The organism is Mesorhizobium sp. B2-5-7 (assembly GCF_006440875.1).
In the GTDB taxonomy this organism is placed as follows: Bacteria; Pseudomonadota; Alphaproteobacteria; order Rhizobiales; family Rhizobiaceae; genus Mesorhizobium; species Mesorhizobium australicum.
This window is the reverse complement of sequence record NZ_VFUO01000005.1, coordinates 554,386-567,290: the sequence shown is the minus strand read 5'-3', so window position 1 is coordinate 567,290 and position 12,905 is coordinate 554,386. Positions and strand designations below refer to the sequence as shown.

Here is a 12,905-nt window from a genome sequence, read left to right as displayed (position 1 = left end):
GCCATAAGCGCATCCATTAGAGTACCAAAATGAGTGCCGCAGCCGCCGCTGCGCTTGAACAAAGCCGTGTCAGAACGCCTTCGGACAGCTGAAGTCGGCCAGGGCTGGCAACAGGAAGGGATTTGCCGCCGGTCCGGTCTGGATCATGTAAGCGACGTCGCGTCCTCCGATCACGAAGCGGGCTTCGCCGCTGGCGGTGATGGTCGCCTTTTCCAGCAGACGCTTGAACGCCCACGGTCCTTCGAAATTGATAGCCGAGTCGCGGCCGGGCATTTGCGGCATCAAGGTGAGGCTGGCGGAAGCCGAGGCAGTGCTGTTTGGCCACGTCACCGTACTCGGCGCGTTGCCCGTCTGGCTGCTCTGGATAGTCTGGCCGTCAACGCTGAGAACGGCGTTGTCTGCGTCTCCATTGAGCGTAGACGGCGTAATGGTCATCGAAACCGAGGGCACTGAGCCGCCGGACGGAAAGAAGGCGCTGCGGATCTCTGCGGCCGACTGAAAGGATTTCAGGGTCGATTTCGCCAAGTCGTGGCCGGCGCGGGCATCCTGTCTCCAGGTCCATTCCTGGCCGCTCATGTCGATGAGCGACGCAAGGTTCTGCGCAAAGAAACGGTCAATCAGCCCGCCCGGCGCGAAAAGCCTTGCGAAATCCGCTATCGAGATCTCTTGCGTGGCGTCCCTTGCGAAGGGATAGCGACCGCCGACCGCCTCCTCGCAGGCTCGTGTGACCGTCTGGTCGAGGCTCTGGTTGAGGTTGGCCAGCGAGGCTTTGGCGACACTGCCAGCAAACTCGTCCGCTGCGGCGTTGACCATGCGCGCAAGCGGCTTCGGAAGACGCGAGACATTGGCGCGCAGCGTGGAGATCTGCAGCTGCAGGTTGGCGTTGACGCGTTCGGTCTGTGAAGGATCATCGGCCGAAAGCCTCAGGCTTTGGAAGATATCACGGAAATTCCGCGTCAACGCATCGATTGGCCGCCCTCCGTTTGCGCCGCTGACCAGGGACTGGAAAGATCGAAACTGCGCCTCGACGTTCGCCCCGGCACTGTGTGCGACAGCCGAGCCAGAGCCGGCACGGCTCTGCGACTTGCCGCCGGCGATCTGCAGGCCGATGCGAGCCAGGCCTTTGGCCATGCTGGCGAGATCCTCTTGCGCCGCGCCGCCTTCGCCCTCGACCATCTTATCCTTTGTCAACGCGGTCTCGTCGGCAATCGCCGTAGAGAGCTGAGCAAGAGGCGAGTCCGGCGCGGCGAGAGCGGAAAGCGGCAGATATCGCGGCTTGTCTTCGAGCAATGCCTTGAACATCAGCTGGTCAAGGACGCCGTTCCACGCGGCGGAGAATTCCTTGCCGTAGCGGTCGATCAGTTCTGGACCAAGCTTGGGCAGGTCCTGGTCAATGCCGCCCTGTTCCCCGCCGCCGCCAAGCACCCATTGGTCGTTGACGAGAATCTGCGCGATGCGCGAGAGCTGCGGCAGGAAGAAACGGTTGAAGCCGTCCCGCGTGTAAAGCCCGGGAACGTCGAGATCCGCGAGATCGCCGCCATCCGCGCGTTCGAACACGAGCTGTGCCTCAGGGCCGGCTTTTGCTGCGACTGGGAAGCTCTCCAGCCTTGCCGCGTATACCGCCGACTTGATCAGCGCCGAAGCGCGGTCGGCAAGGCTCATGCGGCCAAGCGAGCGCTGCGCAGCTTCGATCAATGGCTGGTTGAGCTCGAAGACGGGATCGTAGGCGTCGTCCAGGGCAAGCATCGCGCGCAGATGCTTTTCGAGCTGCGCGCGGCCCTCGCGGTTGTTCTCGCCCGGATAGCGGTTCACTTCCCAATCCTGCTTCATCCAGGAAACAATCAACTCGTTATCGACCTTAGGAGCCTTTCCGCCGAGCATCAGGTAGATCTTCAGCGGCTCGTAGAGTGCGATTGGATCGGCAATCTTGGCCTGGATGGTCCGCTCCGCCTGCACCAGAAGCCGCGAGCGGAATGTCCGCTCGAGCGCTTGCCGATAGGCATCCTTGGAGGCCGACAGCAGCCTATCGCGCTGCCCGAGCCCGAACGTCTCCTCGATCGGCTTTCCCTGGTCGCCGGTCTCGAATCCCGCTGGCAGGTTGCGCAACTGGTCGAGCGGACCGATGACATTTTCGAGGTCGACGTCGCTCACCATAGTGCTCTTGAGCAGCGCATCGGCGCTGTCGCGATAGTGGGCCATGGACTGCCTGGTGGACGTGATCAGGGACTGGTTGGCGAAGAAGCTCAGCCCAAGCACGCCGAGCGCCGTCAACGTCGCCAGCACAATCGCGGCGAGGCCACCAAATCTCGCAAGTCTGGCGCGCCGTCCGGCCGCCCGGTCGAAAGATACCCAACCTGATTCCGGGAAGATCACCTTGGTCAGGAGATCGTGCAGGAAGAAGCTCTTGCCGGTGCCCGAAAGATGCGCCTGCGAGGCCGTGCCGAAGCTGCGCCCGATCGTGCCCAGTACCTGGTCGAACGGTGTTCCTTCTTGAGTACCCGAGGAGAAATAGAGGCCCCGCAAGCTGACATTCACCCGTGATCGGGAGGCATCGAACAAACTGCCGATGAAATGCGCGGTCCGGTTCCTGAGGGCGCCGAACTGCGCCGGGAAGTCGAAGATGGCGATGCGCGCCACCGGGTCGGCCTCTTGCTGCAAACGGTCGACGAGTTCTTCTGCCAAGCGCTGCGCCAGAGCGTCGAATTCGGCCACTGCCTCGCCGGCCATGTTCCTTGTGCGATCTGCGGTCTGGAACGTCGCGCCCCATACCTGGCGTCTGCGCGCGTCATCAAAGCCACCGAAATAATCCATGAAACCCGACAAGAGGTCGGCCTTGGTGAAGAGGAGATAGACGGGAAACTGGATCTTGAGCGTCTCGTGCAATTCGCGCAGACGGCTCCTTATCTCGGTGACATGCGCATCGATATGCTGGTCGTCGAGGCTGATGAGATCGGCGAGGCTGATGGCGACGATCACGCCGTTGATTGGTTGCCTGGGGCGGTTTTTCTTGAGCAATCCCAGGAATGCAAGCCAGCTCGCCTGGTCGCGTTCGCGGTCCGATTCCTGGGTCGTGTAGCGGCCAGCCGTATCGATCAGCACGGCTTCATCGGTAAACCACCAGTCGCATGACCGCGTGCCGCCGACGCCAGTCACCGGCTGGGCGTTGCCGGAGCCCGCAAGCGGAAAGTTGAGGCCGGAGTTGACCAGCGCCGTCGTCTTGCCGGCGCCTGGCGGACCGATGACGATGTACCAGGGGACATCATAAAGGAAGTTGCGCTTGCGGCTCGTCCGCCTGAGCGTCGCGATGGCTTCGCTCATGCGCACTTCGAGCACCAGTGAATCGTCGTTGCGCTCGTCGCCGCGCACAATGGCCGTTTCGAGCGCCTGTTGCGCCTTGCGTCTTTGCCAGAAGCGAATGCCATAGAAAGACGCAAGCACGATGGCGGTCGTGCCGATGATGAGTGCCCTGAGCCACACCGACCCAAGCGGGCGGGTGTCGGCGAAGCGGATCAGGGGTCCGGCATACCAGACGGCGGCCGAGAAGCCGACGAGGGCAAGCGCGCTGAAGATCCGCAGCACCCAGCCGATCAGCTCCTCGCCGGGCCCGCTCATAACGCGTCCTGCTTTGGGAGTATCACGTCGACGCGGCGGTTCTTGGCCCTGCCGTCCGCGGTCGCATTGTCGGCAATGGGTTCGTCTTCGCCCTTGCCTTCGACGCTCAGGCGCGACGGGTCCTTCAATTGCTTGGCCATCATGGCCTGCACCGCTTTTGCACGTGCAACAGAAAGATCGAAATTTGACTTGAATGTGCTCGATTTCTTCGGCTTCACGTTGTCGGTATGGCCGACGATCTTGATCGGTCCGGGTTCGGCATCGAGCGCCGAGGCGATGTCTGTCGCGATCGGCTGGAACTGTGCCGTTACCCCGGCCTGGCCGGATAGGAACAAGAGCTGGCTGCTGATCTCGACGACGATGAAGTCGCCCTTGGTGCCGACGCTCAGTCCACCGCCCGCGACCTCCTTGGCGAGTGCGGTGCGGATGCGGTCGATCTGCGTGGTGTTCGCAGGCGCAGGTGGTGGCGGGTCGGCTCGCGCCGGCTCGGCGGGCGCCTCTACGCTGGCCCGTTCAATCATAACCGGGCTGGATGGATTGAGCGCCAGCAACTCGCTGGCAGTGACATCGCCTTCGTCGGTGATCAATATCCTCAGCCAGAAAAAGGCTACCGTGACCAGGGTCGCGGCGGCGGCTGCGATCGCCCACAGCGGCAGCCGCCTTGCTGGCCTGGGCATCGCCGCCGCCATGCCTTGCCACCTGGGCGAAATCTCGTCTGCGGCACGTGGCCTGAAATAGCGCAGCGTGTCATATACATCGCGCCGGACGCGCTCCAGCGTGTTGCGCTCACCCGACAAGGCCCGATACTGGCCTTGGAAGCCTAGCGAAAGGCAGGCATGCATCAATTCGAGCAGGTCGCAATGCCCTTCAGGCTTGGGGAGGATATTGTTCAGCGCCTCGTAAAAGCCGGTCCCTGTCGGCTGCGTGTGGAAGAACTTCATCACCATGCTGTGCCGCAGCCAGGTATGTTTGTCCGGCCAGGGCAGATTGCCGATGAGGTCGTCGGCGGTTTCGCAAAGCGCAAACTTGGCGATCCGCGCGTCTTGTTCGGCAATTCCGGCTTTGGCCGTGGCATGGTCGAAGCTATCGATGTTGTCCGCGATATGCTCGGCCAACGCGGCCGCTTGGCGTTCGACCGGCATCAGCCGCAACTGGCCGAACAGCATGAGCAAGGGGGCTGCGGCGGCAAGGATGGGATTGGCTGCGGCATACTTCACGCCAGCGGTGGCGTGGAGCAAGGCATCCTGCTGCAACACCGGTCTTTTTGCAGCAACCGCTTCGTTGTCCTGAACAACCACGGTTCCCGACGACCAGCCGGGGGGCAACTGGCGGCCGGCGCCGGGGTCGAACACGGTCGATTCCCTGGTGAGTGAGGGGAGAGGGTGCACGCTTTGCGGACCGGAACCAGCGGGCTTTTGCCTTGGCCGTGGCGCGCGGATGACGGTTTTATCCGGAGACTCGGAGGAATCGTCCTTCGAGCTCATCGGCGCACCACCGCCGATATCGAACGGGCGTCTCTCTGGCAGGAGGAAAGCATACGACGCTCAGTATCAGCAGCGAGCCGGATGGAAGGTCTGATTTTGCCGAAACATGACATTCCTGCACACGCCCCAAGCCGCGCCGCTCTGCCAGCCTTGGCAAGCGCTCCTATGCTATTCTAGTCGCACAGGAAGCCGATTGAAATCGGAAAGCAGGATGTCAAGGAAATGGCTTTCCTTGAGGTTCATTAACGAGTGCTGCCAACGCGATATGGCGCAAGGCTATTTCTGTTTGCCAGCCTTGGCGTAGGCTTCGGCGAAATAGGCAAGAAAGACATCCAGCATGCCGTTTTCGTGCTTGTCTTCCATCGTCCGCCACGTCGCGACGAGCGCATCCCAGGCTTGGCTCTTCCTCGATGAAAAGGAGGCAGGTGGGTTTCTTCTGGCGATTGCCTCCGGTGACAGGTCGTCGAGCAGCCTTGAGAGCGCGGCCTGCATGGCTGCGTAGGTTGCGATTTCGTGGGTCTTCAGGTCGTCGAACCCATCCTCGATGCTGCGTCTGGCATCCAGATAACCCGCCCGCCGCTTGGCAAACATGATTTCCAGCATATCGTCGGTGCCCGGCACGAATTTCAGCGGGTTGTTGTCCGCGGCGCCGATCATCGTGCGATTCGCGCTTTTCGCGAGGACCTTGGCCGCCGCGCGCGCCTTGAGCAGCAAGGACAGTTGCTCGACTGTGGTTCGCAAGACGGCGCCGATCTCGGCAGCGACATCGTGCGGATCGCGCGACGCCAACAGCTCCGGCGACAAGCCGGCCGCCCTGGCGATATCACCAAGTATCCTGTCGGCTTCCGCCGGCTGCTTGACTGGGACATCAGGGCCGGGCGTCGGCGCCGACGACATCGACATTTTCGCTGCCTGGCCAGGGCTGTGTTCTGCCGGTGTGGGCAACGGTGCGCTGCCGGGCTCAAGCGACCGTCCCGTCGAGGCCGGCAACTCGCGTTGCGTCGAGCCGATTCTGGCTTGCGGATGACCGGCGCCAATGCGCTCTTCGTCGATCGAAACGGCGATGACATAGTGGCCAATCAGCAGCCGGTCGCCTCGGGTTAATCGATGCGGCGCAGTCAGGCGCTGGCTGGAGCCGTTGACGAAAGTGCCGTTGCGCGACAGGTCGTATAGCCAGAACGATCCCGTCTGATAGCGGATTTCGCAATGCCGCCCCGAGATGAATTTGGCAGGGTCGGACAGCGTCCAGTCGCAGTTTTCGCGCCCGATTTCGAAGCCACGGTCGCGGGCGGCATAGCTCGCGGCGACCCCTGGCGGTAGCCGGTCGACATTGCTGATCTGAAGCGAGATGAACATTGAAAGCCACTGTCCGCTGAAATCCCAAGGCATTCTAGCAGCTTGCCGGCGCAGTGGGAGAGGCGGGTTTCACGAACAATGCTCGCCAGGTTCATGCGTTGCTTTTATTTGGTCTCCGTCGAAGGTATGCTAGCTTGCGGCGGTCAGATGCTGTGAACGTAATGCCGTTCACGGAGCGGGGCTTCAATCCATCATCCCGGCGGCCGCGTCGAGGAGGGGCACGACCCATGCCGAATGAACGTGCCACGGTTCTACAGACGCCGGTTGGGGCCGATGTGCTGACCTTTACCCATCTCGTCGGCCGGGATGAGATCAGCCGATGTTTCGTCTATACCGTGGGGTTCGTCAGCAAGAGCCGTGAGATCGATCCGCTGAAGATGCTAGGCGGCGTCGTTTCCGTCGAAGGCGAATCCGATCCAAAGCGCTGGTTCAGCGGTCTGGTGTCGGATTTCAAACTTACCCGCATAGAGGATCGGTTGACCTATTACGAGGCCAGTGTCAGGCCATGGCTCTGGTTCCTCGGCAACACCACCGACTGCCGCATTTTCCAGAACATGACCGCTGTCGAAATCGTTGAAAAGATCTTCTCGAAATACGGCATCGCCAAGTTCGAGAAGCGGCTGCAGGGGTCTTATCCCTCGCGCGAATATTGCGTGCAGTACGATGAGAGCGATCTCGATTTTGTGCAGCGGCTGCTCGAGCACGAAGGGATCTTCTATTTCTTCGAGCACAACGAGGGCAAGCACACGCTGGTGCTGTGCGATGCCATGAGCAAGCTGAAGCCGGCGCCAGGCTACGACAAGGTGCTTTACAATTTCGAAGGCCACGGCTCGCGCCGTGATGTTGAATACATTACCGAATGGATTCCGGGCAGCGCCGTGCGTCCAGGCGCCTACGTTCATACAGACTATGATTTCGAGAAGCCCGGCGCTGACCTGATGGCGAAATCCGCTCAGCCCTTCGCCCATCAGGAGGCTTCGGGCGAAAACTACCGTCAGCCCGGCGCGCATCTCGATGTCGGGCGGGGCGATAAGATTGCGGGTATCCGCCGTGAGGAACTCCAGGCTGTGCACCAGCACAGCACGGCGGTGGGAACCGTCCGGGGCCTTTTTTCAGGCTGCAAGTTCACGCTCGAAAGTTTCCCGCGCGACGACCAGAACCAGGACTATCTCGTGATCAGCGCCGAATACCGGCTGTTCGATCCGGGCTACCGGACCCAAAACGAAGCCCACAGCGAGAATTTCAAGGTCGTGCTTGGCATCGCGCCCACCAAACTGCCCTACCGGCCGCCGCGGATCACGCCGCGACCGATCATGCGCGGACCGCAGACCGCGACCGTGGTCGGCCCGTCGGGCGAGGAGATCTTCACCGACAAGTACGCTCGGGTGAAGGTGCAATTCCATTGGGACCGCCTCGGCAAGAAAGACCAGAACTCGTCTTGCTTCGTGCGTGTGTCGCAGACCTGGGCCGGCAGCGGCTGGGGCTTCATCCAAATTCCTCGCATCGGGCAGGAGGTCATAGTCGATTTCATCGAAGGCGACCCCGACCTGCCGATCATCACCGGTCGCGTCTACAACGCCGCTGAGATGCCGCCTTACGCGCTGCCGGGCAACGCCACGCAATCAGGCTGGAAGTCCAATTCCTCGAAAGGCGGCGGCGGCTACAACGAGCTGATGTTCGAGGACAAGGCTGGTTCCGAGCTGGTCAATTTCCAGGCGCAGAAGGACCACCACCTGCTGATCAAGCACGATCGCAACAAGACCGTTCAGCACGACCAGTCCGACCGCATCGACCACGACGCCAAGCACTCTGTCGGCCATAATCTTGATGAAGACGTCGGCAACAACAAGACGGTCAAGGTCGGCGTCGACCAGACCACCAACATCGGCAGCAATGACACAGAGACGGTGGGCGCGAACCGTTCGCTGACGGTCGGCGCCAATGAGACCATCCATATCGGCGCCAATTCGTCGGAAACAATCGGCTCCAACCATTCTCAGACGGTTGGCCTGGTGCAGACCGTCACGGTGGGCGCAGCGCGCATGGACACGGTGGGCGCCACCGAGACACGTAGCGTCGGGGCAGCGCAGACGAACACGATAGGGGCTTCGCGGTCGGTCAGCGTAGGTATCAGCCAAAGTCACAGTATTGGCGCGGCGGACAGCTGGGACATCGGTGCCGCGCAGACCGTCAATGTCGGCGCGGATCAGAGTTTCGCGGTTGGCGGGGCACAGTCGTCCCAGATCGGGAAGGCAAGGAGCGCCGCCATCGGTGCCGACGATGTGACCGACGTCGGCGGCGCTCATGCCCTGAAGGTCGGCAAGGGCAGCGGCGTTCAGATTGCGGAAGACAGCACCCACAAGGTCGGCAAAAAGCTGATGATCGACGCCGGTGACGAGATTACACTGGTATGCGGGGATGCGTCGATCAACATGAAGAAGGACGGAACGATTTCCATCAAAGGCAAGGACATCCGCATCCAGGGCAGCGGCGATGTCCAGGTCAAGGCTGACGGCGATGTCAAGATCAAGGGTAGCAATGTCTTTAACAACTGAAATCACGGGACGCGAAGAACCTGTCCAATGCATCGAAGGCGTCGTCATCGGGCTCCTGATCGGCTTCGAGGAGGGGGCGCCGCTGGTTGTGTTTGTCGGCAACCCCGGCGAGACAGCGCTCAAGGCGCGCAGCCTGGCAAATCTCGACGCCTCGGCTGTGGGCGCTGAAGTGGCGCTGCTGTTCGAAGGCGGGGATCCGGGCCGCCCGCTCGTCGTAGGGCGCATTGTGGATCCGGTGCACGCGCGCGAGCAGGTGCAGGTGATGCGCGACGGCGAAGCGGTGACGCTAAATGCCAAGGAGCGTATCGAACTGCGTTGCGGCCTGGCCTCGATCATTCTTGAGAAGAATGGCCGCATCTCGATCCGGGGCAGTCAGTTGAGCAGCCAGGCAAGCGGCGTAAACCGCGTGCGGGGTGCGGCTGTCCACCTCAACTGAAAAGTCGATGCAGCGGACCGCGACGATCCCATCGATCATCGAGCAGCATCTAGAGGATGCCGCGTTCCTGTGGCATCGTCGCGCGCGCGAGATCGACGGACCCGTGATGGGCGCGTTCGACATCGGCCGCATCGATCAACGGCTCGACGCCAATCTTGACGGATTGTTCGCCGCCGGCCGGGCGGCATGGGATCTCGCGACGGCTCGCTTCGCCGATTACCAGGAGCCACCGGAATTGTTCGTGTTGGCGGCCTTGGCGCTGGAATGGCAATCAGCTCCCGCCATCAAGTTTGTCTTTGACAGCGCGATGTTGCTTGGGGGGGCCGGACTGTCGGCCTTGTCGGGCGCCGTCGCTCGCAGCTCGCCGGATCGATTGAAGCCGTTTGTTGCGCGCTGGCTGGATTCGGCGGTCGCGATGGAGCGAGCTCTGGCCGTCGGCGCGCTGCATCATCACGGGGCCAATCCCGGCCCCAGACTTAAGGAGTTGCTGAACGACGGTGACAGCGAAGTGCGGCGCAGGGCTCTGAGGCTCGCGGGTGCGCGACGGCGTCGCGATGTGATAGTGCAGGTTGCTGCTTGCCTGGAAGCGCGTGACGCACGGGAACGGCTAGAAGCTGCTGTAGCGGCCTGTTTGCTCGGGCAGGTCCGGCTGGCCCAACCTGTGCTCGACAAGATGCTCACCAATCATCCGGAGCTTGCGGCCGCAGCGATGGAAGTCCGGCTGCTTGCCACACCGCCGATCGAGGCGCGATCGTGGTGGCACAAACGCATCTCCTATGCCGCTGCGCGGGAAGTGGCCGTGGCCTCCAGCGGGCTGCTGGGCGACATGGGGATCATGCCTTGGCTGATCGAGATGATGCGCTCGCCAGACCTTGCCTATGCGGCTGGGCTCGCGTTGAGAGACCTGGTCGAGATCGACTTCAACGACACTGACGTTTTCGTCACGGATCCGGCCAAACTCGGGCCGGAATTCGACACTGTCGAAGCGACGCCGCTACCTTCCGCGTCGCGGGCGGCAGCTTGGTGGGAGGAGGGGAGAGGCCCGTCCAGGTTCGACCGATTTCATTCGATGCGGCGCCTGAAACTCGACGCTATGAGAGCTGCGCTTGCGAATGCCGAGATGGCGCTGACCAACTGGCGCCACTCGCGCCCGATTCCGGCGTGGATGTGAGGACCGCATAAGAGAATCCACTATGGGCCTCGAAGCGAGTTGTCCCACAAGGTCTGCCCTGGGCAACCACGGAGAGAGTGTGACGTGGATCTCCGCCCGGAATTGCGCGCAAACGGAAGGAGAGAGGGAGAGCGGCTTGCCATGTGACAGCGAAGCGCTGTGGCTAGGCGTTGACGACCGCGCTGACAAGCGCCGCGGCACGCATGCCGGCTTCGGATGTGGCCTCGCACATGGCGACACGGCCGGGAGCATAGGCCTTGGCGAAACTGTCGGCGGCAATGAGCAATGTGAGCGCGCCGGCCGCGGCGCCGATGTCCCCAACCGTCATCGCCGGATAGGCCATTGGTAGGGTTTCGCGGCGCGTGCGGTAGAAGCGCGGACGGCCTATCAATCCCTCCCAAGCGCTATAGCGCTCGCCATTGTCGTTGCTGACGATGAATGCAATGTCGGACTCCGTCGGCCCTCTGCCTTCCATAGCGGCGCGGCAGGCTGCCACCAAGGCCCTACCTTGGCTGTAATTTTCTGACAGCACTGAGTTCTCCTCAAGCGCTGCTCCAGCGCCGTGAATGGCACATTGGGCCGTCAAATCGCGACCAGGCGTGCGGCGCAGGCAGATAACGGCTGCGCCTTCACCCGGCACGAGACCCTGCGCATTGTCCTCCCTCTTCAACCGGCCAGCGGCCATCAGTCGGGCGATATCCTTGTCGTTGACTAGGCTGTCGACGCCGCCCAGCAGAACCTGCTCGACGCCCGGGGATGCCAGGAGCCGCGCCGCATGATCCAGCAATCCGAGGCAAGCCGCGGCGCCCCCGTCGACAATGCGCGAAGTAGGATGGAAGCTTTTGCCCAAACTGCGTTCCAGACCTGCGAGGAACCCGCTGGCCGGCACCTCCCAAAAGGCCGGATGTTCCCGGAATTTCTCAGGTGTCACGAGCAGCAGGGCGCTAGCACTGGCGGCTGTGGCGCCCTTTTGCAGCGCCTCCTCGACCGCACGCGCGGCCATGCTGGTTAACCAGGCGTTTTCCGTGAGACGAAGGGAGTAATGCGAGGGTATGCGCGAAACGGTTTGATCTTCGCCGAACGGGTCCGCGAGCGTGCGCCGCTGGAACGCCGAAAGACTGGCCCGGATGGCGGCCAGTGTCTGGCGCATATTGAGACCGGCGGGCGTTACCGCGCCACCGCCTGTGACGTAGATCGGGGCCTTTAGGCCAGCCACGTCGCCCTCCGCGCAGTCAGTCCGCCATCGCCGCGTGGACCGACATAGACCTTGCGCTTGCGCCGCGCGAGCAGAAACGCGGGTGTAACATGGCCGAAAATGATCTCCCTAAGCGCCGGCGCGTTCCGCTTGGTGACCATTGCCAAGCGCGACTTCAGCGTGACGCGACGCAGGTCCGGCTCGATGATGACCGTGTCTACCTGGAAGACACGATCCTCCGCTCGGTCGTCGAAAAGGAGGCGGATCGGCGCCACGACACGCGGCAGACGAAAGTTCCAGCGACCATCGGGCGTCATGCCAATGACGCTGACGTCTTCGCCGTCGTTCAGCCCCGGCAATTGCTGATCAGCTGGCGCACACAAATTATAGCGTGGATCGAAATCCGTCGGCGGCAGCGGCCACTGATTGTCGATCCAAGCCTGGTCATATGTGCCCGCCAGCGGCAGCCTTGGATGCCAGCCGCGGCCGATCACCCCGAACGCAGCCGGCTTTGGACGATCGGATACGCTGAGGAACGGCTCACTAACGTAAGTTATATTGGGCGCATGCGTCTTCACTGTTTTGTCCGCGGAGCGGGCATGGTTGAAGCCGACGCCCAGCGGATTGCGTGGATCGGTCCTGCCCTTGTCGTCGGTTCCGCCGAACGCCCGTTCGTAGATGACGGGCATCCTGGTGAACGGATATGGCTTGCTATAGGCGCCCGTATCGTAAAGGCGATCGCCGGTCACGTTAAGCACCTTGCGGATGCCAGCGACCTTCAACCCGACTTGCATCTCATGGACAGGTCTGTCGCGCGGCGCGTGTGCTTGACCGTTCAAGACAACATCGACACCCGGCTTAACCCATGCGATCTCACCTTCATAGCGGACCGACGAGCAAGCAGGGTTGCCGAACGGTATGTCGCCGAAGCTTACGGGCAGTTGGTCGACAGCCGGCTGAAATTGGGTGGCCCCTTGCGCGACATCGAAGCTGGCCGAGAAAACGGCCAGGAAAATTTCGTTGCCCTCGGCATTCGCTTGCACAAAGGTGCCGGCAAGGAACGGCGTGCGATTCTCGACCCAAACCGCAAACATGT

Annotated in this window: 8 protein-coding genes; 3 read left to right on the top strand and 5 right to left on the bottom strand. The window is 62.2% G+C overall.

Annotated elements, in window-relative coordinates; translation table 11 throughout:
• Positions 1-69: 69 nt before the first annotated feature.
• The 3 genes from tssM to tagH all read right to left on the bottom strand — a co-directional run bounded on the left by tssM (position 70) and on the right by tagH (position 6,452).
• Entirely contained in the window at positions 70-3,612 is a 3,543-nt protein-coding gene (tssM, locus tag FJ543_RS23770) for a type VI secretion system membrane subunit TssM (RefSeq protein WP_246678865.1), read from the bottom strand.
• Positions 3,609-4,964 carry a type VI secretion system protein TssL, long form gene (gene tssL, locus FJ543_RS23765; RefSeq protein WP_348643274.1) on the bottom strand — a complete coding sequence of 452 codons (1,356 nt, stop codon included), beginning with the start codon at positions 4,962-4,964 and terminating at the stop codon, positions 3,609-3,611. The genes tssM and tssL overlap by 4 nt, the downstream gene beginning before the upstream one ends.
• 408 nt (positions 4,965-5,372) lie before the next feature.
• Complete coding sequence (gene tagH / locus FJ543_RS23760) at positions 5,373-6,452, bottom strand: type VI secretion system-associated FHA domain protein TagH (protein ID WP_140877625.1); 1,080 nt, start codon at positions 6,450-6,452, stop codon at positions 5,373-5,375.
• A gap of 227 nt (positions 6,453-6,679) precedes the next feature.
• Between tagH and tssI the strand changes: the two genes are divergently transcribed.
• Genes tssI through FJ543_RS23745 form a run of 3 tightly spaced genes read left to right on the top strand, consistent with a single transcriptional unit; the run spans position 6,680 to position 10,614 of the window.
• Positions 6,680-9,007 carry a type VI secretion system tip protein VgrG gene (tssI, locus tag FJ543_RS23755; RefSeq protein WP_140877623.1) on the top strand — a complete coding sequence of 776 codons (2,328 nt, stop codon included), beginning with the start codon at positions 6,680-6,682 and terminating at the stop codon, positions 9,005-9,007.
• The gene (locus FJ543_RS23750; protein ID WP_140877621.1) at positions 8,991-9,443 is read left to right on the top strand and encodes a DUF6484 domain-containing protein; all 453 of its coding nucleotides are present in this window, start codon (positions 8,991-8,993) and stop codon (positions 9,441-9,443) included. The genes tssI and FJ543_RS23750 overlap by 17 nt, the downstream gene beginning before the upstream one ends.
• A 7-nt stretch (positions 9,444-9,450) precedes the next feature.
• A complete protein-coding gene (locus FJ543_RS23745; protein WP_140877619.1) occupies positions 9,451-10,614 on the top strand; it encodes a hypothetical protein in 1,164 nt (387 codons plus the stop codon).
• 163 nt (positions 10,615-10,777) lie between these two features.
• On the opposite strand, the gene FJ543_RS23740 is transcribed toward FJ543_RS23745, so the two are convergent.
• Both FJ543_RS23740 and FJ543_RS23735 read right to left on the bottom strand, forming a co-directional pair.
• Positions 10,778-11,764 (bottom strand): beta-ketoacyl synthase N-terminal-like domain-containing protein, encoded by a 987-nt coding sequence (locus FJ543_RS23740; RefSeq protein WP_140877617.1) that lies wholly within the window; start codon positions 11,762-11,764, stop codon positions 10,778-10,780.
• Positions 11,765-11,817: 53 nt separating this feature from the next.
• Complete coding sequence (locus FJ543_RS23735; protein ID WP_140877615.1) at positions 11,818-12,903, bottom strand: DUF2169 domain-containing protein; 1,086 nt, start codon at positions 12,901-12,903, stop codon at positions 11,818-11,820.
• Positions 12,904-12,905 lie beyond the last annotated feature (2 nt).